This window comes from Mesorhizobium sp. WSM4840, from assembly GCF_055811755.1.
The window spans coordinates 171,084-193,284 of record NZ_JBVVQD010000009.1; the positions used below are offsets into that span (position 1 = coordinate 171,084).

The following is a 22,201-nucleotide window of genomic DNA, read 5'->3' on the forward strand; positions in this document are numbered from 1 at the left end:
CCGGCGCCCCGCCCCCCTGTCCGCCGCCGGCCGGCGGTGGGGGTTGGGCTGTCGGTCTCTCCCATGTTTTTGCTTTTCCTTGGGGTGGTTGGTGGGGGGGGGCCCCCCCCTCCCCCGTTAACCGGGCGCAGCGATTAAAGTTTCGTCCAGGCTCCATTCTTCTTCGACGACTTCACGCAGGCTTCGATGAAGGCCATGCCTTCGACACCGTCCTGGATGGTCGGGAAGATGACATCCTTAGCCGGCTTGCCGCCTTTGCGGCGCGCTGCGCGGATGGCGCGGGCCGCCTCCTGATAGATGTTGGCGAAACCTTCGAGATAGCCTTCCGGATGGCCTGACGGAACGCGGCTGACGCGCCCAGCGACGGGCAGCGCCCCGGGGCCGTTTCGGGTGATCAACTGCTTCGGCTGGCCGAACGGCGTGTACCAGAGATAGTTCGGGTCGGCCTGCACCCATTCAAGCCCGCCCTTCGAGCCGTAGATACGCAGCTTCAGCCCATTCTCGTGGCCGGGCGCCACCTGGCTCGCCCACAATATGCCCTTGGCCGGATGCGATTTGCCGACCGGCTTGAAGCGCAACATCACGTTGACATTGTCGTCGAGCTGTCGCCCCGGCACGAAGGCGTCGAGATCGGCGGAAAGCGAATCGAGCTCCAATCCACAGACGAAGCGCGCGAGATTGTAGGCGTGCGTGCCGATGTCGCCCAGCGCACCGCCGGCGCCGGCCTGCTTGGGGTCGGAGCGCCAGGCCGCCTGCTTCTGGCCGGTGGCGGCGAGGTCTTCGGTCAGCCAGTCCTGCGGGTATTCCGACTGCACGATACGGATGTCGCCGAGTTGTCCCTTGGCCACCATCTCGCGCGCCTGCCGCACCATCGGATAGGCGGTGTAATTGTGGGTGAGGACAAAGACCTTGCCGGTCTTTTCGACCAATGCCGCCAGCTTCTTCGCTTCCGCCAACGTCGTCGCCAGCGGCTTGTCGCAGATGACGTGGATGCCGGCTTCGAGAAAAGCCTTCGCCGCCGGCACATGCACATTGTTGGGCGTGACGATGGCCACCGCTTCGATACCGTCCGGCCGCTTGGCCTCGGCCTTGGCCATCTCGGCGAACGAGCCGTAACTGCGCGCCGGATCGAGCCCGAGCTCCTCGGCCGACGCTTTCGCACGCGCCGGATCGGACGATAAGGCACCGGCGACCAGCACGAACTCATTGTCCATTCGCGCTGCGATCCGGTGCACGGCGCCGATGAAGGCGCCTTGCCCGCCGCCGACCATGCCGTAGCGGATCGGGCCGCCTCCCGCTTCCGACTTCGATGCGCCGACCATGATTTTCTCCCTCGTGTCTGAAATACCCCTCCCCCTTGAGGGGAGGGTGGCCCGAAAGGCCGGGAGGGGTCGGTTGATGCGGAGCTCTACGCCCTGCGACCCCACCCCGATCCGCTGCGCGGATCGACCCTCCCCTCGAGGGGGAGGGAAAATCGCGCTAGATTCCCATCATGGCGCGCAGCACCTTTTTATCGGTCGCGCTGCCGGCGAAATCGTCGAATGCCTTTTCCGTCACCCTGATGATGTGGTGCTGAATGAAGGGAGCGCCTTCGGCCGCGCCATCCTCGGGGTGCTTCAGGCAGCATTCCCATTCCAGTACCGCCCATGAATCGTAGTCATATTGGGCGAGCTTGGAGAAGATGCCGCCGAAATCCACCTGGCCATCGCCGAGCGAGCGGAAACGCCCGGCCCGGTTCGTCCAGCTCTGATAGCCGGAATAGACGCCTTGCCGGCCGGTCGGATTGAACTCGGCATCCTTGACGTGGAACGCCTTGATCCGCTCGTGATAGATGTCGATGAATTCGAGATAGTCGAGTTGCTGCAGCAGGAAATGCGACGGGTCGTAATTGATGTTGCAGCGCCTGTGGCCGCCCACGGCGTCGAGGAACATCTCGAAGGTCGCGCCGTCGAAGACGTCCTCTCCCGGATGGATCTCGTAGCCGAGATCGACGCCATTGTCCTCATAGACGTCGAGGATCGGCTTCCAGCGCTTTCCCAGTTCGGAAAACGCCTCCTCGATCAACCCCGCCGGCCGTTGCGGCCAAGGATAAAGGTAGGGGAAGGCCAACGCCCCGCAAAACGACACCGACGCCTTGAGCCCGAGATTTTTCGAAGCCTTGGCGCCGAACTTCATCTGTTCGACGGCCCATTGCTGCCTGGCTTTAGGATTGTTGTGCACCGCAGGCGGCGCGAAGCCGTCGAACTGCGCGTCATAGGCCGGATGCACCGCCACCAACTGCCCCTGCAGGTGCGTCGACAGCTCGGTGATCTCAACGCCCGCCTCAGTGCAGATGCCCTTCACTTCGTCGCAATAGGCCTGGGAGGACGCCGCCTTCTCGAGGTCGAACAGCCGGCTGTCCCAGGTCGGGATCTGCACGCCCTTATAGCCCAGCCCGGCCGCCCATCTGGTGATCGACGGCAGCGAGTTGAACGGTGCGGCATCGCCCGCGAATTGCGCCAGAAACAGCCCAGGACCCTTCATTGTCGACGGCATCGGCATCCTCCCTAATTTATCCACGACCAAGCATAGCGCCGATTGAAAGCAGGGCCAGCCTCTTTGGTCTTTTCTCGACAGGCGCTAGTGCGCACCGCCATTCTGGTATTACCAAATATGGTCGTTTGGTCAAGCGCCGCCGCTCGCAACCAGCGCTGCGAAAATTACCGGGCTGCGGGCAAATACGCCAGTTTAATCAAAGAAATAATCATGGGCCGGGGCTGCCGTGCAGGATTTCTTGCCGTCCAGATGAAATTGCTGTAGACCCTCTTTTCACGCCCAATTGGTCGAACCAGTTACGACAAATGCTGGAGTGCCTTGGGGAGGAACCATGCAACGCAATCTGGTGGAGTGCGTCGCAGGCGAATTGTTACAGGCGAATTCTGGGAAGGACAGACCATGCATCTTTCGACGCACAACTGGATGCGGGCGGAACCGTTGGAGACGACGCTCAAACGCATCAAGAAATTCGGCTATGAGTCGATCGAGATTTCCGGCGAGCCCGCGCAATACAAGATCAATGAGACACGTGCCCTCCTGAAGGAGCACGGCATCCGCTGCTGGGGGGCGGTGACGCTGATGCTGGGCGAGCGCAACCTCGCCGCCAAGGACCAGGGCCAGCGCGAGCGCTCGGTGCAGTACGTCAAGGACGTGCTGACGATGGTGAGCGAACTCGACGGCGAGATCATCACGCTGGTTCCCGCCACCGTCGGCAAGGTGGTGCCGGACGGCACCGAGGAAGAAGAATGGAAATGGGTGGTCGACGCCACCAGGGAATGCTTTACCCATGCCAAGAAAGTGGGCGTCAAGATCGCGGTAGAGCCGCTCAACCGCTTCGAGACCTATCTGTTCAACCGCGGCGCCCAGGCAATGGCGCTGGCCGATGCGGTCAGCCCCGAATGCGGTGTCTGCCTTGACGCCTATCACCTCCATATGGAGGAGTTTAACGTCTACGATGCCATCCGGCAGGTCGGAAAGCGCCTGTTCGATTTCCACGTCGCCGACAACAACCGCTTCGCCGCCGGTCTCGGACAGATCGACTGGCCGAAGATCGTCGGCACCCTGAAGGAAGTCGGCTACGACGGCGCGCTGACCAACGAGTTCGTCGCCCCTGTCGACCGCACGCCGGCTGCTCCCTATCCCGACATGGTTGAACGCAACCCGGTCGACATCTCGCCGGAGCAGCTCAAATTCATCCAGGACCACGGTTCCAGCGTGCTCACGGAAAAGTTCTACACCGACCAGATGCGCATCACCGCCGAAACGCTGCTGCCGCTGATCAAGTAGTCGATCTCTGGAAACGAGCCTTTCCGCCCGACGGCGGCCCCTAACGGCGGCAAGGCAGAGGATGAACATGCGCATCAAGACGGTCCAAGCCTGGTGGGTCCGCATACCGATCGAAGCGGCACGGCAGCACCGCAGCGACTTCGGTCAGGTGACGACGTTCGACGCCGCCATCCTGCGCATCGAGACTGACGATGGGTTGGTCGGCTGGGGCGAAGGCAAGAATGCCGCCGGCAGCACCGGCAGCTATGGCGCCCTCGTCCACATGCTGAACCATGAGGTCGGCCCGCAGCTGATCGGCTGCGATCCGGCCGACCTCGGGGTGATCTGGGAGATGCTTTACAATGGCGTGCGCCACGACAGCGCCGCGCAAAACGGCCACGCCATGCCGCAACTGGCGCGGCGCGGCATCAGCGTCGCCGCAATCAGCGCCGTCGACATCGCATTGTGGGATATTCTGGGCAAGTCGCTGGGGGTTCCGGTCTGGCGGCTGCTCGGCGGCCGCAAGCTCGATCGCATGCCGGCCTACGCTTCCGGTGGCTGGGCCCCCACCGAAGCGATCGGCGACCAGTTGAAATCCTATATCGCCAAGGGTGGCTTCAAGGCGCTGAAGATGCGGATCGGCGCGATGGACGGCACCCCGCACAATTCGGCCGCCCGCGTCCGCGCCGCAAGACAGGCGCTCGGCCCTGAACTCGATCTTATGGTCGATGCGCACGGCACCTATACGGTGGCGGAAGCCAAACGCTTCATCCATCTCGCCGGCGATCTCGATCTGGCCTGGTTCGAGGAGCCGGTCATCGCCGACGACAAGCCTGGGATGGCCGAAGTGCGGGCGTCCGGCTCCATCCCGATCGCCACCGGTGAGAGCGAGGCGACGCGCTATGCCTTCCGCGACCTCGCCACGCTCAAAGCGGCCGACATCTTCCAGCCGGATCCAGCCTTCTGCGGCGGCATCAGCGAGGCGATGAAGATCAGCACCATCGCCAGCGCCTTCAATCTGCGCTTCGCGCCGCATCTGTGGGCCGGCGCCCCTTGCTTCTTTGCCGGGCTGCATGTCTGCGCTGCTTCGCCGGCTAGCTTTACCGTCGAATATTCGCTTGGCGCCAACCCGATGATCCACGATCTGATCGAGGAGACTGTCGAAGCAAAGGACGGTATGATAGCGATCCCCGAGAAGCCCGGACTGGGATTCACCCTTTCGGAACGGTTCCTGGAGGCGCACGCGCTACGCGGCTGATCATGAAAGAAAAGAACCTTCTCGCGGAACTCGCCGCCTATCTGTTCTCCCACTCCGACAAGGCGACGGGCCGAACGCCGTCGGAGCGAGAACTGGCGGAGCATTTCGTCGTCAGCCGCGGCCAGATCCGCGAGGCGCTGGCTATCCTTGAAGCCATGCGCATCGTCGAGCGCCGGGCCAAGTCCGGCATCTACATCGACACCAAGCAGGCCAGCGTCGAGGCGATGGCGCTTTTTGCCAGGGCCGGCCTGCCGCTCGATCCGATCCAGATCTACGAGACGGTCGAGTTGCGCAAGATCCACGAGATCAAGGCCGCCGAGCTTGCCTGTTCGCGTGCCACCGAGGAAAATTTCGAGCGGCTGCGCGAAATCCTGAAGGCTTCGGAAGACCGCATTGCGGCGGGCGAGGGTCTCGCCAAGGAAGACCGCGAATTTCACCTTGAAATCGTGCGGGCGACCAAGAACAGCGTTTTTCACAACATATGCAGCGTCTACTACATGATGGGCGAACAACGCCTGCCGATCTATTTCAACGATCCCGAACGCAGCGTGCGCTCGCATGCCGAGCACATCCAGATCTACGAGGCGCTGCTGCGCCGCGACGGCAACCTCGCCCAGGCGCTCATGAGCGCCCATCTGCAAGGTGCGGAAAGCTACTGGAAAGGCCTGATCGAGGGTGGTGGGGCAGAACCTCACAGTCCAGCGCTCGAACAGGTCTGACATGCCTAAAATCTTGACGACACACACGCTTCACCCGCGCGCCTCCGCCATGCTGACTGGGGCCGGTGAACTCGTCGTCGCCTCCGCCCTCGATGCGGACACGCTGGCGACTGAGGCGAGGAATGCCGACATCATCATCGTTCGTGCGCCACTGCCATCAGCGCTTTTCGAAGGTGCGACGAAGCTCCGGGCCGCAATCCGCCATGGCGCCGGGCTCGACATGGTCCCGATGGAGGCGGCCACTGCAGCCGGCGTGCTGGTCGCAAACGTGCCGGCGGTCAATGCGCGGTCGGTCGCCGAATACGTGATGTTTGCAGCCCTGGCGCTGCTTCGGCGTTTCCGCGTAGTAGACCGCGACTTGCGGGCGAAGGGCTGGCTGGCCGGTCGCGACCACACCATTCTCGCCAGCGAGCTTGCCGGCAAGACGATCGGCATTATTGGCTTCGGCGCCATTGGACAGGCAGTCGGCCATATCGCGGCCCATGGTTTCGACCTGAACGTGGTGGCGACGACGCGCAGCATGAGGCCGGCGCTGGACAGCGTCGGCTTCCTGTCGATCGACGCACTGGTCGAGCAGAGCGACATCATCGTTCTGTGCTGCCCGCTGACACCGGAGACACGCGGCCTGATCAACCGCGAGCGCATCGGTCGAATGAAGCCCCATGCGCTGCTGATCAATATTTCGCGCGGGCCGGTGATCGACGACGACGCGCTGATCGAAGCGCTGCAAAAGGGCCGTATCGGCGGTGCCGCGCTCGATGTCTTTGCGACGCAGCCGCTGCCCTCAGATCATCCTTATTTCGGCTTCGACAATGTCATCATCACCCCGCACATGGCCGGCATCACCGAGCAATCGATGATGCGCATGGGCGTCGGGTCGGCTGATGAAACCTTGCTGGTACTGGCCAACAAATTGCCGGTCAATCTGCGCAATCCCGAAGTGGTCGAGCACTACCGGCGGCGGTTTCCGGCCGACGCGTAGCGCCACGGCCGTTTCGCCCCATTTCTTCAAGACGCTGGACCCATGCCCGTTCTTCGCCACACGCCGCTGCTTGCTACCATCTTTTCGATGTGCGTCCCGCCCTCGCTCGCTGCGGCCGAGAGCAGTTATGTCTATTGCGACAACGGCCTGCGGTGCGTGATGGCGCCCTGTCCGTCGGACAGCGCGCTCGATCTTGCCACGGGCAAGATCATCAAGGGCGTGTCGATCGACATCGATGGATTGCCGCAGGAGGACAAGGCGCTCGATCTCTCTGACAAGCTCTACGCCGGCAAGGTCGTCGTTGTCGGCTCCATCGAGACCCGGACCCAGACCCTCAACGGCAAGCGATACACTTTGCCATGGCTGGTCGCGACCGGTGTCGAACGCGCGTCCAGGGATAGCGAACGCGGCCACTGTTCGTCGCATTGACGTTCACATCATCCACGGCCAAGCAGTGCCTCGACTTCCGCCGCGATACGCAAGAGACGGTGGTCGTGGCCGTTGCGCGCCACCAGCATCAGCCCGGCAGGGCGCGCCATTCCCGGCATCGGCAGCGAGATCGCACAGAGGTCGAACTGGTTGGCGACCTGCGTGTTGCGCAGCAGAAGGCCTTCCATACGCTCACATAGAACTTCGTCGCTGGTCATCGACACGATTGTCGGTGCGGTGACCGGTGTGGTCGGCAGGGCCAGCACATCGACAGACGCCAGCCGCTCCTCCATGGCCGCGACAAGCGCCGTGCGGCGGCGGATTGCCCTTATATAGGCCGTGGCCGGAACGGCGGCAGCGCGTGACAACGGCTCGCTCACCCGCGGATCCACCGGTGTCGTCGCGCCAGTCGCCAGCCAATCTGCATGGACCTCGGCACCCTCCATTGCCGCGATCGAGGCCCGCCTGGTTACCGCGCGCAAATCGGCAAGGAGGTCATCGATGGACAGATCAGCGAGGCGTGCACCCGCGAGTTCCACCTTGTGAACACATCGGTCGAACGCTGCTGCGACCTCTTCTTCCGTATCCTCGAAGAGCGCGCCGCGCGGAACACCGATGCGCAGTCCGGCAAGCGAGAGCGGAACAAGTGCCGCGAACTCTTCGCCGGCCATCACCGCGTCGGCTGCGGCACATTCGGCAACGGTGCGCGCGAGCGGGCCAATGGAGTCCAGCGTGGCCGATAGCGGGAAGACGCCATCGCGCGGCACGCGCCGCGCCGTCGGCTTGAAGCCGACGACACCGTTCAGCGATGCCGGAATGCGCACCGAACCGCCGGTGTCGGAACCGATCGAGATCTCGCTCGTGCCTTCGGCAACGGAAACACCGGCGCCGGAGGATTAGCCGCCCGCAATCCGGCTGGCGTCGGTCGCATTGCCGGGCGTGCCGTAATGCGGGTTGACGCCGATCGCGGTGAAGGCGAATTCAGTCATGTTGGTCTTGCCGAAGATGATGGCGCCTGCCTGCCGCAATCGTTGCACGATGACGGCATCCCGCAGCGCCGGCGCCGCGGTGCTGAGCAGCAACGAACCGGCCGTGGTCGGCTCGCCGGCGACATCGAACAGGTCTTTGATCGACAGAATTGTTCCGTCGAGCGGCCCGAGCGTCACGCCGGCTCTGCGCCGACCATCGGCCGCATCGGCTGCTGCCCGTGCGGCCTCCGGATAGAGCTTTACGAATACGCTTTCATTGTCCGCGCGGACGGCGAGACGCGAAAGGACGACTTCGAGGCGGTCGCGGACGGATTGCATTTTCGGTGTCGGACTCCGGACGCCTGCAACGTCTTACAGGCAACGACTGGTGCATGGCCTGCAGAGACATAACCCGGCAAAAGCACATTTGCACCCCTGTCGAACGGAAGGAGGAGACCTGATGCTCTACAAAGGCAGCTGCCACTGCGGCAAGATCGCCTTCGAGGTCGAAGGCGATCTGACCGGAGCCGTGCGATGCAATTGCTCGATCTGCTCGCGCAAGGGCGCGCTGCTATGGGCGGTGCCGCACGAGGCATTGCAGGTGATTGCCTGGGGCTACGATCTTGGCAGGTACACTTTCGGCAACCATGTCATCGCCCACCGGTTCTGCCGGACCTGCGGCATTCACCCCTTGGCCGAGGATGTCAGCGAAGGGAGCGAACGAAGCGCCTACGTCAATATCCATTGCATCGACGGATTGGACCTTGCCGCTGTGCCGGTTCTCGACTTCGACGGCCGCGCGGCCTGAAACCGAAACTATTGCCGGCTCCCAGCGTTCGAGCGGTCTAACGGTACCCCGTCACATCGGCTGGTTTGCCGGCGTCCTGAACCTCGGGAACGTAGCGCCACGCGTCGGGCCGCGAGCCGTCGAGATCGGTAAAACCGTAGAGCTGCGCCAGCCCGCCACTCGACAGCGACTGTCCGTTCCAGCGCGAACGATCCGGGTCCGCCGCAAGCGCCGCCACCGCGCGCCCGACAAAGCGCGGCGTCTCCGAGATGACAAAATGCGGCACTTTCGCTGTCGCATCATGCCAGTTGTCCTCCGTGACGCCGAATGCCTCGAGCATCATTTCCGAACGCAACCAGCCGGGTGTCAGCGAAATCGAGGTGGCACCGTGCGGGGCAAGGTCCTGAGCATGGGCCCAGGCCATGCGGGTCACCGACACTTTGGCGAGGTCGTAGAACGGGGAAAGCCGATAGTGGTCTCCATTATACTCGGCTGTGCCGTCGGTGACTTCGACAAGCAGCCCGCCCGGGCGCTCAATCAGAAGCGGCAGCGCGTAATGCGCAGTGATCAGATGCGTGTCGATGCCCAGCCGCAACATGCGCAAACCATTCGTGAGATCATGCTCCCAAACCGGCTTGTTCCATTCAAACAGTTTCTCCCCGCCCCAGATGTCGTTGACCAGCACATCGAGGCGGCCCTGCTCGGTACGTATCCGGTCGACCAGCTTGCGCACGTCTTCCACAACCAGATGATCGACTTGCACAGCGATGCCATGGCCGCCTTGCGCTGAAACAAGCTCCGCCGTTTCCTCGATGGTTTCCGGGCGGGCGTATTCGGACTGATGCATGCGTGTCGTCCGCCCTGTGACATAAACCGTCGCGCCCGCGGCGCCCAGTTCGACCGCAATACCTCTCCCCGCACCGCGCGTTGCACCCGCGACCAAGGCGACTTTTCCCTCAAGCGTCATTGAACTCCCCACGGCTCTGACCAACCAGACTCTGACCAACCAAACGCTGGCTTTCTTCAATGCCATAATATATAAATGATCATTCGGTTATAAATGGATGTCAAGATGCCGCGGCAAAAAACGCAATCCGACGAGCACGTGCTGGAAGCGGCGCACCGGCTGATCCACAAGCATGGCCCGGAGAGCCTCACATTCGAACGGCTGTCCAAGGCTTGCGGACTTTCCGGCTCGACCCTGGTGCAGCGTTTTAAGAACAAGGCCACGCTCAGGCAAAGAACCTTGCTGCAGGCATGGGATAGGCTGGATGAGAATACGATAAAGCTCGCCGATGCGATACAGAGAACCCCTGCTGGCGCGATCGGGTTGTTGGTGGCGCTTTCGCGTGACTATGGCGGCATCGAATCCTATGCCGAGGGCCTGCTCGTCCTGCGTGAAGATCTGCGCGATCCGATGCTTCGCGCGCGCGGGGCATCGTGGAAGGCATCCCTGTGCAACATCCTCGACTCTTGCTTTGCTTCGGTGGCCAACACGCCGTTGGATATCGGCCTGCTGATGGCATCGCACTGGCAAGGTTCGCTGCTTTGGTGGAGTTTCGACCCGAAAGTCGAAGTTGCATCCTACGTCGAAGACAGTCTGGGCCGTTTCGTCGCCGCAATCGCCACGGCCCGAAAACCATAACCGATTTTCGGGCCATTTCTTGGAGGCAAGAGGCGTCCTACGTTGGACGCACGTGCGGAATGGCTTAGGTCGCGCTTCTCGGGCCGAGCAAGAACGCCGCCAAGGCCGCCAGCAACGTCGCGATTCCGCAATAGGCGAAAGCACTGGCAACGCCGGCATTGTCGACGAGCAGGCCGCCGAAAACCGCGCCCAGCGCAATGGCCACCTGGAACGTCGCGACCATCAGCCCGCCGGCGCTTTCAGCCTGGTCGGGAGCGGCTCGCACCAGCCAGGTTTGCAGCCCGACGGGCACCGCGCCGAAGGCAAAGCCCCAGGCGGCAACCGCTATCGCCGCAACGACTGGCGAGGCTCCGAGAGTAAGCAGCAAGGCGGCTGCCACAGCAATCAGCAGAGGCGCCATGCCGACGGCGGTTTTGAGACTGCGTTCGGCCATGAAGCCACCGGCAAAGTTGCCGAAGAATCCACCGATGCCAAAGGCGAGCAGCACGAGAGAGATCGTCTCGATGTCCAGCGCAGGCACCTTCTCAAGAAACGGGCGGACATAGGTGAAGCCGGCAAAGTGTCCCGAAGCGACCAGTAGGACCACCAGAAGCGCAACCCTGATCATCGGGCGCTTCATCACTTCCAGCAAGGTCCGAACACTTGCCACGCCCGCCGGCGGCAGCTTCGGAAGGGTGGCGATCTGCACGAGCAGCGCCAGGGCGCCGACAACCGCCGCGATCATGAAGGCCGTTCGCCATCCCCAGATGTCGCCGACATAGGCGCCGACTGGGGCGGCACAGACCGTCGCCACCGAAACGCCGGTGAGAATGATCGACATGGCGCGCGGCATCAGCCGCATCGGGACAAGCCGCATCGCCATGGCCGCCGACATCGACCAGAAGCCGCCGAGGCTTACTCCGAGCATGATGCGAGCGATCAGAAGAACGGGAAGCGAAGAGGCAAACGCCGCTACCAGATTCGACAGGATCAGGAGCACTGTCAGTCCCCACATGACCAGCCTGCGGTCCAGCCGTTTGGTGACGATAGCCATGGTCGGAGCGGCTATCGCGCCGACAACGGCCGTCGCTGTCACCGCTTGGCCGGCAGTCCCTTCCGTCACACCGAGGTCCTGCGCCAGCGGCGTCAGCAGACTGGCAGGCAGGAATTCTGCGGTCACCAGCCCAAACACACCGAGCGCAAGGGATACGACCGCCCCCCACGCCGGCTCGGCTCGTTCCTCGGTTTCCGCGGGATCGAGAACGGCGTCCATGACGCCTGTCGCGGGTTCGGTCATGATGGAATCTCCGATCTGGTTGCAGCGCAACATTTGGCTGCAGTGCAACATAGGGAGTGACCGCCTGGAGTTTCCATGCTAGAAACACCATCATGCTTGACTATTCGTCCAAAGTTCCGGTCACCGGTGATCCGCTGACAGACATATTGCGCGGGTTACGGCTCGACGGCGTCGAATACGGCCGCTGTGAAATGCAGGAGCCTTGGGGCCTCCAGTTTCCGGCCCAGACGGCTGCGCGGTTTCATTTCATCGGCCGCAAGGGATGCTGGCTGCTGCAGCCGTCCGGCGAATGGGTGGAGCTCAAGGCGGGCGACGCGGTGCTGCTGCCGCGCGGTGCGGCACACGTCCTGGCGAGCGAGCCCGGCACCGAGGCTTCGCCGATCCAGGGCTATGAGGTCGCCGAGGTCTGCAAGAACGTTTACTGCATGTCCAATGAAGGTTGCCGGCCGGGGACGCTGCTGTTTTTCGGCAGCATGTATTTCAATCTCGACGGCTTGCACCCATTGCTCGGCATGATGCCGGACGTAATGCGCGCGCACGAATTGGAAGCCTATGAACCCGGCATCCCGCATCTGCTGGAGGCGATGGCGCGCGAAGTGACGATGGAGCGCGTCGGTTCCGGCGGCATCCTGGCCCGGCTCGCCGATGTGCTGGCGGCCACCGTCATCCGCTCGTGGGTCGAGCGCGGCTGCGGCGACTCGTCCGGATGGATCGCGGCGGTGAGAGACCGCGAGATCGGCCGCGTGCTGGCCGCGATCCATCTCGAACCGGACCGCGATTGGACCGTGGAAACGCTCGCCAGGATGATGGGCGCCTCGCGATCGGGTTTCGCCGAGCGCTTCGCGACGGTCGTCGGCGAAACCCCGGCGAGATATGTCACCCAGGTGAGAATGCACCAGGCACGGCAATGGCTGGTCCGCGACCAGCTGAAGATTTCCGTCGTCGCCGCACGCCTGGGCTATGAATCCGACGCGTCCTTCAGCCGGGCGTTCAAGCGCGTCATCGGATCGGCTCCCAGCCATCTCCGCGCCGAGGAACAGGCCGAGGCCCGTCAAGCCGTCTAAACCTGGCCAAAGGCTTCAAGCCGCGAGAGCATTTTGCACCCAAGTGGAATCACTTGGCGTCGCAGAAATGCGGCTAAAACAAATAGATAGAGCGGGATGCCTCGTTCAGTTTGAACGCATCCCGCTCTAGCATCCTTCCCGCCCAGCAGGCGCGCTTAGAGACTGTTTCGAAAGTCGCTCCGGCGAGTCATATGGTGGTGGTTTCGAGAACCGGAGCGGAGCGGACATTTGGGTCCGTGAGCACCGGAAGCACAGAAAACGCCATCAGATGGCCGCCGGAGTAGAGTTTCCAAACAGTCTCTTAGCCTGCGTGACGAAGGCTTATTCCGCTAGCCTTGTCGAACAGCACCACCTTGTCCGGATCCCAGGCAAAGCGCACCGGCTGCTCGATTTCGACATCGGTTCTGGCCGGCACCGTGGCCCGCAGCATGGCGTCGCCGACCCGCAGGGTAAGGATCTTCTCGACGCCATGGTTCTCGACATCGTGGACGCGCGCTTCCACCGGCGCCCCGCCCTCGAGATAGACATCCTCGGGACGAATACCGAAGACGAGCGGGCGACCGTCGGTCGCACCGCTCGTCTTGGCACCCCCCGTAAAAGGCAGCTCGAAATTCAGCGGTGCCATCACCGCGCGGCCGTCGACGAGCTTGCCGTCGATGAGGTTCATCGGCGGCGAGCCGACGAAGCTCGCCACATAGGTGTCGCGCGGATTGTTATAGATCTCATACGGTGTGCCGGTCTGGACGATGCGGCCATGGTTGAGCACGCCAACCTTGTCGCCCATCGACATCGCCTCGATCTGGTCGTGCGTGACGAACAGGAAGGTCTGACCAAGGTTCATTTGGATGTTCTTCAGCTCGGTACGCAGCGCCTCCCGCAGCTTGGCATCGAGCGCCGAAAGGGGCTCATCCATCAGGAATACGCGGGGCTTCCTGACGATGGCGCGACCAATCGAAACGCGCTGCATCTCGCCGCCAGAGAGGCGATCCGTCTTGCGGTCGAGCAGATGCTCGATACGCAAGGTCCTGGCAACGCGGTCGACGCGCGTCTTGATCTCGTCGGGCTCGATGCGGCGGATTTTTGGCTTCAGCGGGAATTCGAGGTTTTCGCGCACCGTATAGCGCGGATAGAGCGAGTATTGCTGCAGAACCAGTGCCACGTCGCGCTCGGCCGCACCCCAGTCGGCGACATCAGCGCCGTCGATGAATATCTGACCCTCGTCCGGCTTTTCCAGGCCGGCGATCATGCGCAGCGTCGTCGTCTTGCCGGCGCCGGTCTCGCCGAGCAGCACGAAGAACTCGCCGTCGGCAATGTCGAGATTGAGCCCGGTCAATGCGGTGTGATTGCCGAATGTCTTCGAGATATTCTTGAGCTGGATATGGGCCATCAGAGTCTCACCCCCAGCGAATTGCCGCTTGCCGTGTCGAAGAAGTGCGCCTGCGCCGGGTCGAGCTTGGCGAAGACCTGGACCCCCGGCTTGCCGACGAAACCGGAACGGGTGCGGGCGCGCAACATCTGTGCCCCGACCTTGAGGTCGACGATGTCGTAGGAGCCAAGCGGTTCGATGATGTGCGCCTCGACCGGCAGGTAACCGTCCGCCGGCTCGCGCGAGACCATCACGCCTTCGGGGCGGATGCCGAGTGCAAGGCGGTCCTGCCCGACGTTCGCGACGTCGAGTTGGCCGCCCAGTTCGGCCGGGAAAAGGAACCCTTCCGCGGCCCCGTCGAGGGTGACCCTGGCGCCGGAGCCGTTCATCGTCACCGCCGCGTTGGCGACGTTCATCACTGGCGAGCCAACGAATTGCGCGACGAACAAATTGGCCGGGTGCGTATACACTTCCGATGGGCTGCCTACCTGCTGCAGAACGCCCTCATGCATGATGACGATGCGGTCGGCAAGGCTCATCGCCTCGATCTGATCGTGGGTGACGTAGATGGTGGTCGAGCCCTGCTTGATGTGCAGCCGCTTGATCTCCGCGCGCATCTCCTCGCGCAGCTTGGCGTCGAGTGCGCCAATCGGCTCGTCCATCAGCATCGCCTTCGGCCGCCGCACTAGCGCCCGGCCGATCGCCACGCGCTGCATGTCGCCGCCCGACAGCGCCGACGGCTTCTTGCCGAGCAGGTCGGTGATCTGCAGCACTTTGGCGACCGAGCGAACCTCGCCGTCGATCTCCGCCTTGCTCTTGCGCATGGCGCGCAACGGAAAAGCGATGTTCTCGTAGACGCTCATATGCGGATAGAGCGAGAACGATTGGAAGACCATGGCGATGTCGCGGTCGGCAGCCTTGAGATGCTGGACCGGCTTGCCGTCGATGAGGACATCGCCGCCGTCGATCGTCTCCAGCCCGGCGATGGCGCGAAGCGTCGTCGTCTTGCCGCAGCCCGACTGGCCGAGCAGTACGATGAACTCGTTGTCGTCGATCTTGAGATTGAGGTCCTTGATGACCTGAACGGCGCCAAAGAATTTCTGGACGCCACGAAGCTCGATCTGGGTCATGCGTGACCTTCTTTTTCCGGCGCGCCGGTCGCCTGCGGCTTCTGCCTTGGACCGACCCAGCCGGTGATCATGAACGTCAGCAGCCCGACGATGATGATCGTCAGCCCGTAGCGGTGCAGGAAGAAATTCCACGGCTGGCAGAGCGCGATGATGCCGAGCACCATCACGATCTCGGCCGTGCGCTGGATTGTACCATGGCGGATCATTTGCGGATCGCTCCGAAGGACATGCCGCGCAGGAGGTGGTTGCGCAACAGGAAGGTGAAGATGGCGACCGGCAGCAGGAACAGGAAGGTGCCGGCCGCGATGACCGTCCAGTCGGGCAGGCCGGAACCGACCTGGCTCGGAATGAACGGCGGCGCGGTCTGGGCCCGCCGGTTGGTCATGATCAGCGCGAAGGCATATTCGTTCCACGCCGTGATGAAGCAGAACACGGCGGTGGCGGCGATGCCGGTAGCCGCCTCCGGCAGCACGATCTTGAAGAATGCCTCCATGCGCGTATAGCCGTCGACGAGGGCCGCCTCCTCGTACTCCTTCGGAATTTCGTCCATGAACCCCTTCATCAGCCAGACAGAGAAGCTGAGGTTGAAGGCGGTGTAGAGGATGATCAGGCCCCAATGCGTGTCGTTGAGGCCAACCGCCCGGTACATCAGGAACATAGGGATCGCCACCACCACCGGCGGCAGCATGCGCGTCGACAGGATGAAGAAGAGCAGGTCCTGCTCCCCCTTTATCTTGAAGCGCGAGAACCCGTAAGCCGTGAAGGTGCCCATGCCGACGGCGAGGATCGTCGAGGTGATGGCCACGATCAGCGAATTCATGAAGCGGCTCGGATAGCCGGACCACTGCACCTCGCCCCTGCCCGAGCGCACCACCTTCTCGCCGCCGTCAAACACCAGCCGCTCCCACCACGGGGCGGCGGCGTATTGTTCCGGCGTCGGCGCAGTGCGCAACTGCGAGCGCTTGGTGAACAGCTTGACGAAGGGCGAAATCTCCGGCTGGAAGACCACCGTCGGCGGGATGGTGGTGGCGAGGTTGCGCGGCTTGAACGCCGTCGAGGCTATCCAGTAGATCGGCGCCAGGAAGATAATCGTGACGATCAGCACGCCGACGATGGCGAGCTTGTTGAGCGAACGCTCGGTAGAGGTGGTGACGGCGGCCATGCTAGCGCTCCTTCACCTTGTTCAGGTATTTGACGTAAATATTGGTGATCGCCAAGACCATGATCAGCACGATGTAGGCGAGCGCGCAGGAGCGCCCGGTCTGCCATTCCTGGAACGCCATCTTGTAGAGCCGGATCGAGATCACCTCGGTGGTCGGCTGCGTCGACAGTACATAGGCAAGATCAAAGGTTTTGAACGCCTCCATGGTGCGAAAGATGATCGCGATCATCAGGATGGGGGCGACCAGTGGCAGCGTAATGCGGAAGAACGTATAGAACGAGCCGGCGCGGTCGATCGCGGCTGCCTCGTAAAGATGCTTCGGCACCGCCGACAGGCCGGCGAGCGACAGCAGCATGACGAAGGGCGCCCACATCCAGATGTCGGTGATGGCGATCGCGTAGAGAGCCATGTCGGCATTTCCGACCCATTCGAATTTTCCAAGGCCCAGCGCGTAATTGATGATGCCGAAGGACGGGTCGTAGAGCAGTTTCCAGAACAGACCGACGACGGCCATAGACAGCATCATCGGCAAAAGCAGCAGCGTCGTGATCAGCCCCTTGAAGGGAATGTCGCGATTGAGGAGCATCGCCGTGCCGAAGCCGACCACGACCTGCCCGACGACCGAGACGATCACGTATTTTGCCGTGACCGCGAAATTGTTCCAGATGTAGGGATCGTTGAGCAGCTCGCGATAATTCTGCAGTCCGACGAAATTCGCAGCCGCGCTGGTCGATGCACGAAAATCGGTGAAGGAGTAACCGAGCGAATAGATCAACGGAAAAATGTTGAAGATGATCAGGAATAGGATCGTCGGTATGATGAAGAGGTTACGGATCGTGATGTCGCTCATGCCATGGGAGGCGGCGCGCGATTTTGGATCCAACGTCGTTATGACTGTGGTGGCCATGGACCGTTCTTTCCCAGTCTTCTTCTTGAATTTCGGTTCTTGAAACGGAAACGGAGGGGGCGGGCGGCCGCCCCCTCCGAGATCAAGCCGCGCTTTACTGCACGCGGTTGTACTTCTTGAACGTCGCGTTCCAGTCGGCTGCAAGTGCGTCAAGCGTCTCCTTTGCAGTGCCCTGACCGTTCACGACGTACGGATAGACGCGCTGGTTGAGCTGCTGCAACAGCTCGGCGTATTCCGGCACCGCCCAGAAATCCTTCACCTTGAACATGGTCTCGTAGAAAGCCTTGTTGTAAGGCGTCGCGTTCTGGAACTCGGCGCTCTCCAACACCGCCTTATTGCAAGTGTAGCCGCCGAGCTCGGCCCATTTCTTCTGGGTCTCGTCCTTGATGAACCATTCGAGGAACTTCATCGCCTCTTCCTTATTCTCGGAATAGGAGACTATTGAGATGCCCTGACCGCCGAGCGCGGCGAACTGGTCACCCCCGGGGCCAGCCGGGTTGGCGAAGAAGCCAGTGCCCTTGGCATTCGGGTTCGACGCCTCGTTCACCAGGGCCGGGAAGAAGGCAAAATAATTCATGCTCATCGCCGCCAGGTTCTCGGTGATCGCCTGGTTGTCCTCGGTGAAGAAGGCGTTGGTCCATCCGGGCGGCGTGAAGCCGAAGAGCTTGCGGTAATTCTCAAGCGCCGCGACGTTCTTGTCCGAGTTGATGACCCCGTCCACCTTATAGGTCGCATAATCGCCAAGTTCGCCGCCGTAGGAAAAGATCGCATTCTCGACGCCCATGGCGAGACCGTCATATTGGTTCTGGGTGTAGATTGCGATGCCGTAGCGGTTCTGATCGGGTCGGTTGAAGAACTCCGCGATGTCGGTCATTTCTTTCCAAGTCTTCGGCACGGCAAGGTCATAGCCGTACTTGGCTTTGAACGCCTCCATTTCCTTCGGGTCTTCGAACCAGTCCTTTCGATAGGACCAGCCGACGGCGTCGCCCTCAGTCGGGATCGACCAGTATTTGCCGCTGTTGCCCGGGTATTCGGAATAGAATTTGACGGTCGCCGGGGCCATCGTCTCCAGCACTTTGTTGTTCTTCACGAAGTCCGTCAGATCGACGTAGTGGCCGCCCTCGGAAGCTGCCCCTAACCACTGCGAGTCGCCGACGACCATGTCATAGGCGCTTCCCTTGGCATTGAACTCGGTGAACGCCTTGGTCTGGAAATCTGGCCACGGCGTCGTCTCGACCGTGACCTTCACGCCGCTTTCGGCCTCGTAAAGGTTGACGAGTTCCTGCAAATAGTTCGCCGGATCCCATTCAGCCCAGAATATGGTGAGTTCCTTATCCTGCGCGTAGACGGACGTTCCGCAGGCGAGCACTAAGCCGATACCAGCAAGCATACTGGTCATTGTCTTGCGCATGATGATTTCCTCCCTTGTGCGCATTCTACCGTATCATGCGAGCCGGCGGTGAGGCCGACCCTGGTAGTTCCTCCCGTGATGGCAACATTCCGGTTTTTGAGCCTCCTCGCCCAGCCGGAAAATGGATCGCAGCCCTCACTTTTAATCCGCTATATTGTCCTGATCTGGTATTACCAATTTCGGACGCACGTCAAGCTCTTTCTTGGACGATGCCAGCGCCTCGGACAAGCGGATTCCAGCAACATCTGTCTGTTTTTCTTAAATTTTCCTACTCGTTGATACACAAGGCTCTTGTTCGCGCTACGACATATCGGCTATTGTCGGTAGTGGGCATCCCCATCTGGTCGAACCAGATCGATGCTATTCCGTAGCTGTCGCCGGCGCGCTTCTATCTCCTCCGGTCATCGATTCCATCACTGCAGCCCGTACCAGGGCGCCGGCTGCCCATTGCGCTACCGACATCATCTTGCGGCTGTCCAGCCCCCATATATCCTTCAGTATGATGAGCACTTCGACGCCGAAGATCAACGACAGGGCCTGTGCCAGGCGCTTGAATTCGCGTGGCGGCAGCCGGTTCTTGAGCGGTGCGATCGCGTCCTTGAGCAGATCCACACGATGGCCGCGCGTGAAGGTCGGCTCGCTGCCCAACGTGCCTGCCTGCCGCCGCGCCCACTGGTCGAGCGACAGCTTCAGCGCCGCCTTGAAGGTCGCCTCGAAGGCCTCGATGCGCGGCATGGCGGTATCGAACAGTTCGGCGACGCGGCGCTCGGGATCGGTCGAGGCCGATTTCCAGGTGAGGATCGGCCCGAGTCCTTCGTCGACCACCGCCTGGACCAGCGCCGTCTGGCTTGGAAAATACCGATAGGCGGTGGCGCGGGAGACTTCCGCCGCTTCGGCGACCTCGCTGACTGAAGGCGTGGCGCCCGCCTGCATCAGCCTTGTCGCCGTCTCCAGCATCAACCGTCTTGTGCGGGCGCGCGGTCCACGTGCGGCCCCAGAACCGGCATCGTCGGAAACCGCCGCTTGTTGACGTGAGACATTCATGTCAATACGATACGCGCGTCTCAAAAAATTGCAATGGCCTTCGCGATGCTGAACGGCCGGGCAAAGAGCGGCAGGCGGCAACACCGAGCGCGCCTAGAACCGGGGAAACGCAATGAAGCGCGTCTATGTGGTGGGCACCGCCGACACCAAGGGTGAGGAACTCGCCTTTCTGGCCGATGCGGTCGCAGCCACCGGTGCTGCTGTCGCCCGCGTCGACGTCGGAACGCGCAATGCGACCGTGCCGGTCGATGTCTCGGCCGAAGAGGTCGCCGGCCATCATCCCGATGGCAGCGGTGCCGTGCTGGGCAGCGACGATCGCGGAACCGCGGTGGCGGCAATGGCCATCGCCTTCACCCGGTTTGTCCAATCGCGCACCGATATATCAGGTGTGATCGGCATCGGCGGTGGTGGCGGCACTTCGATCATCACATCAGGCATGCGCGCGCTGCCGCTCGGCCTGCCCAAGATCATGGTCTCGACGCTCGCCTCGGGCGACACTGCACCTTACGTCGATGTCTCCGACATCGTCATGATGCCGTCGGTGACCGATATGGCCGGCCTGAATCGGCTGTCTCGTGTCGTGCTGCACAATGCCGCGCAGGCGATAGCAGGCATGGCTGCAAAACCGCCGCCGCCACCCGACGGCAGACCGTCGATTGGCCTCACCATGTTCGGCGTCACAACGCCATGCGTGACTTCCATCGCCGAGCAGCTTCGTTCGACCTATGACTGCATGGTCTTCCACGCCACCGGGACCGGCGGCCGCAGCATGGAGAAGCTGGCCGACAGCGGCTTGCTGTCCGGCGTCATCGACATCACGACGACAGAAGTCTGCGACCTCCTGTTTGGCGGCGTTCTGCCGGCGACCGAAGACCGCTTCGGCGCGATCGCCCGCACGAAACTGCCCTATGTCGGCTCGGTCGGCGCGCTCGATATGGTGAATTTCTGGGCGCCGTCGACCATTCCGGAACGCTATAGCGGGCGGCTGTTTTACGAGCACAATCCGAACGTGACGCTGATGCGCACGACACCGGAAGAAAGCCGCAAAATCGGCGAATGGATCGGCGCGAGACTGAGCCTCTGCGACGGTCCGGTCCGGTTCCTCATCCCCGAAAAGGGCGTATCGGCGCTCGACATCGAAGGCGGCGCCTTCTTTGACCCTGAAGCCGATGCAGCACTCTTCGAGGCCATCGAGCGCACGATCATGCCGGATAACACGCGTCGCGTGATCCGCCTGCCGCTGCACATCAACGACCCCAAATTCGCCAAGGCTGCGGTTGCGGCTTTCCTCGACATCGCCAGACAGTGAGAGCCGAAGCCATGGCCGCGATACCACGCAAGAAGATTCTGGAAAAGTTCCGCAAGATGATTGCCGGCGGCGTACCGATCGTTGGCGGCGGTGCCGGCACCGGCCTTTCGGCCAAGGCCGAGGAGGCCGGCGGGATCGACCTGATCATCATCTACAATTCCGGCCGCTACCGCATGGCCGGGCGCGGCTCGGCCGCCGGCCTGCTCGCCTATGGTAACGCCAACGAGATCGTCAAGGAAATGGCCTATGAGGTGCTGCCGGTGGTGAAGAAGACGCCGGTGCTGGCCGGCGTCAACGGCACCGATCCCTTCGTCATCATGCCGCTGCTGCTAGCCGAGATGAAGACGATGGGTTTTTCCGGCGTGCAGAACTTTCCGACCATCGGCCTGTTCGACGGCCAGATGCGGCAAAGTTTCGAGGAAACCGGCATGGGCTTTGGGCTCGAGGTCGACATGATCGCCGCAGCACACGAACTCGATCTCCTGACCACGCCCTATGTGTTCAACCCCGATGAAGCGCGCGCCATGACCAAGGCCGGCGCCGACATCGTCGTCGCCCATATGGGGGTGACCACCGGCGGTTCGATTGGCGCGACGTCGGCCAAATCGCTCGACGACTGCGTGACGGAGATCGACGCGATCGCTGAAGCGGCGCGTGTCGTGCGCAAGGATGTCATCCTGCTTTGCCATGGCGGGCCGATCTCGATGCCGGACGATGCCCGGTACATCCTCGAACGCTGCAAGGGCCTGCACGGTTTCTACGGCGCCAGTTCGATGGAGCGGCTGCCGGCAGAAACGGCGATCGCCAGGCAGACTGCGGATTTCAAGGCCGTCATGCTGGAGCATCGGACCCAAAAGTGGGAACCGGCTTTGGGAAAATCCGACGCTAAAACAAAAAGACAAAGCGGCACAAAAACTGTCGCCAAGAAAAGGAAGGGATGAGA

At 62.3% G+C, this 22,201-nt stretch carries 21 protein-coding genes and 1 pseudogene; 10 read left to right on the forward strand and 12 right to left on the reverse strand.

The features are described 5' to 3' along the window. Positions 1-134: 134 nt before the first annotated feature. Both AC0L3I_RS15000 and AC0L3I_RS15005 read right to left on the reverse strand, forming a co-directional pair. Positions 135-1,322 (reverse strand): Gfo/Idh/MocA family protein, encoded by a 1,188-nt coding sequence (locus tag AC0L3I_RS15000; protein ID WP_473527358.1) that lies wholly within the window; start codon positions 1,320-1,322, stop codon positions 135-137. Positions 1,323-1,479: 157 nt separating this feature from the next. Continuing rightward, positions 1,480-2,535, reverse strand: a complete 1,056-nt coding sequence (locus AC0L3I_RS15005; protein ID WP_473527359.1) for a sugar phosphate isomerase/epimerase family protein — start codon at positions 2,533-2,535, stop codon at positions 1,480-1,482. Between the two features lie 399 nt (positions 2,536-2,934). Between AC0L3I_RS15005 and AC0L3I_RS15010 the strand changes: the two genes are divergently transcribed. The 5 genes from AC0L3I_RS15010 to AC0L3I_RS15030 all read left to right on the forward strand — a co-directional run bounded on the left by AC0L3I_RS15010 (position 2,935) and on the right by AC0L3I_RS15030 (position 7,189). Further along, positions 2,935-3,822 (forward strand): sugar phosphate isomerase/epimerase family protein, encoded by an 888-nt coding sequence (locus tag AC0L3I_RS15010; protein ID WP_473487825.1) that lies wholly within the window; start codon positions 2,935-2,937, stop codon positions 3,820-3,822. 67 nt (positions 3,823-3,889) lie between these two features. Beyond that, positions 3,890-5,059 (forward strand): mandelate racemase/muconate lactonizing enzyme family protein, encoded by a 1,170-nt coding sequence (locus AC0L3I_RS15015; RefSeq protein WP_123151776.1) that lies wholly within the window; start codon positions 3,890-3,892, stop codon positions 5,057-5,059. A gap of 2 nt (positions 5,060-5,061) precedes the next feature. Then, positions 5,062-5,778 carry a FadR/GntR family transcriptional regulator gene (locus AC0L3I_RS15020; protein WP_123151663.1) on the forward strand — a complete coding sequence of 239 codons (717 nt, stop codon included), beginning with the start codon at positions 5,062-5,064 and terminating at the stop codon, positions 5,776-5,778. Between the two features lies 1 nt (position 5,779). Continuing rightward, entirely contained in the window at positions 5,780-6,760 is a 981-nt protein-coding gene (locus AC0L3I_RS15025) for an NAD(P)-dependent oxidoreductase (protein WP_123151662.1), read from the forward strand. 42 nt (positions 6,761-6,802) lie between these two features. Then, a complete protein-coding gene (locus tag AC0L3I_RS15030) occupies positions 6,803-7,189 on the forward strand; it encodes a hypothetical protein (protein ID WP_473527360.1) in 387 nt (128 codons plus the stop codon). 8 nt (positions 7,190-7,197) lie between these two features. Here AC0L3I_RS15030 and AC0L3I_RS15035 read toward each other — a convergent pair. After that, a pseudogene (locus AC0L3I_RS15035) lies at positions 7,198-8,496 on the reverse strand (amidase). Positions 8,497-8,617: 121 nt separating this feature from the next. On the opposite strand from AC0L3I_RS15035, the gene AC0L3I_RS15040 reads away from it, so the two are divergent. Next, complete coding sequence (locus tag AC0L3I_RS15040) at positions 8,618-8,965, forward strand: GFA family protein (protein ID WP_473527361.1); 348 nt, start codon at positions 8,618-8,620, stop codon at positions 8,963-8,965. Positions 8,966-9,002: 37 nt separating this feature from the next. Here AC0L3I_RS15040 and AC0L3I_RS15045 read toward each other — a convergent pair whose 3' ends face one another. After that, entirely contained in the window at positions 9,003-9,911 is a 909-nt protein-coding gene (locus tag AC0L3I_RS15045) for an SDR family oxidoreductase (protein ID WP_473487819.1), read from the reverse strand. Positions 9,912-10,016: 105 nt separating this feature from the next. Between AC0L3I_RS15045 and AC0L3I_RS15050 the strand changes: the two genes are divergently transcribed. Next, the gene (locus AC0L3I_RS15050) at positions 10,017-10,589 is read left to right on the forward strand and encodes a TetR/AcrR family transcriptional regulator (protein WP_473527362.1); all 573 of its coding nucleotides are present in this window, start codon (positions 10,017-10,019) and stop codon (positions 10,587-10,589) included. Between the two features lie 64 nt (positions 10,590-10,653). On the opposite strand, the gene AC0L3I_RS15055 is transcribed toward AC0L3I_RS15050, so the two are convergent. Continuing rightward, on the reverse strand, positions 10,654-11,865 hold the full coding sequence (locus AC0L3I_RS15055) for an MFS transporter (protein ID WP_473527363.1): 1,212 nt from the start codon (positions 11,863-11,865) through the stop codon (positions 10,654-10,656). Positions 11,866-11,957: 92 nt separating this feature from the next. Here AC0L3I_RS15055 and AC0L3I_RS15060 point away from each other — a divergent pair, with 92 nt between their 5' ends. Next, positions 11,958-12,929 carry an AraC family transcriptional regulator gene (locus AC0L3I_RS15060; RefSeq protein WP_473527364.1) on the forward strand — a complete coding sequence of 324 codons (972 nt, stop codon included), beginning with the start codon at positions 11,958-11,960 and terminating at the stop codon, positions 12,927-12,929. 301 nt (positions 12,930-13,230) lie between these two features. Here the strand turns inward: AC0L3I_RS15060 and AC0L3I_RS15065 are convergent, their stop codons facing one another. From AC0L3I_RS15065 to AC0L3I_RS15095, 7 genes are all read right to left on the reverse strand, one after another. Next, complete coding sequence (locus AC0L3I_RS15065) at positions 13,231-14,316, reverse strand: ABC transporter ATP-binding protein (protein WP_473527365.1); 1,086 nt, start codon at positions 14,314-14,316, stop codon at positions 13,231-13,233. Beyond that, positions 14,316-15,425 carry an ABC transporter ATP-binding protein gene (locus AC0L3I_RS15070; RefSeq protein WP_473527366.1) on the reverse strand — a complete coding sequence of 370 codons (1,110 nt, stop codon included), beginning with the start codon at positions 15,423-15,425 and terminating at the stop codon, positions 14,316-14,318. The genes AC0L3I_RS15065 and AC0L3I_RS15070 overlap by 1 nt, the downstream gene beginning before the upstream one ends. Beyond that, on the reverse strand, positions 15,422-15,631 hold the full coding sequence (locus tag AC0L3I_RS15075; RefSeq protein WP_123151654.1) for a hypothetical protein: 210 nt from the start codon (positions 15,629-15,631) through the stop codon (positions 15,422-15,424). Before AC0L3I_RS15075 ends, AC0L3I_RS15070 begins: the two co-directional genes overlap by 4 nt. Next, the gene (locus tag AC0L3I_RS15080) at positions 15,628-16,587 is read right to left on the reverse strand and encodes a carbohydrate ABC transporter permease (protein WP_123151653.1); all 960 of its coding nucleotides are present in this window, start codon (positions 16,585-16,587) and stop codon (positions 15,628-15,630) included. The genes AC0L3I_RS15075 and AC0L3I_RS15080 overlap by 4 nt, the downstream gene beginning before the upstream one ends. Before the next feature lies 1 nt (position 16,588). Continuing rightward, on the reverse strand, positions 16,589-17,494 hold the full coding sequence (locus AC0L3I_RS15085) for a carbohydrate ABC transporter permease (protein ID WP_123151652.1): 906 nt from the start codon (positions 17,492-17,494) through the stop codon (positions 16,589-16,591). A 94-nt stretch (positions 17,495-17,588) separates the two neighbouring features. Further along, positions 17,589-18,905, reverse strand: a complete 1,317-nt coding sequence (locus tag AC0L3I_RS15090) for an ABC transporter substrate-binding protein (RefSeq protein ID WP_473527367.1) — start codon at positions 18,903-18,905, stop codon at positions 17,589-17,591. Positions 18,906-19,265: 360 nt separating this feature from the next. After that, the gene (locus tag AC0L3I_RS15095) at positions 19,266-19,949 is read right to left on the reverse strand and encodes a TetR/AcrR family transcriptional regulator (RefSeq protein ID WP_473527368.1); all 684 of its coding nucleotides are present in this window, start codon (positions 19,947-19,949) and stop codon (positions 19,266-19,268) included. Positions 19,950-20,061: 112 nt separating this feature from the next. On the opposite strand from AC0L3I_RS15095, the gene AC0L3I_RS15100 reads away from it, so the two are divergent. Both AC0L3I_RS15100 and AC0L3I_RS15105 read left to right on the forward strand, forming a co-directional pair. Then, entirely contained in the window at positions 20,062-21,258 is a 1,197-nt protein-coding gene (locus AC0L3I_RS15100; RefSeq protein ID WP_473527369.1) for a Tm-1-like ATP-binding domain-containing protein, read from the forward strand. An 11-nt stretch (positions 21,259-21,269) separates the two neighbouring features. Next, complete coding sequence (locus AC0L3I_RS15105) at positions 21,270-22,199, forward strand: phosphoenolpyruvate hydrolase family protein (RefSeq protein WP_473527370.1); 930 nt, start codon at positions 21,270-21,272, stop codon at positions 22,197-22,199. Positions 22,200-22,201: the final 2 nt, after the last annotated feature.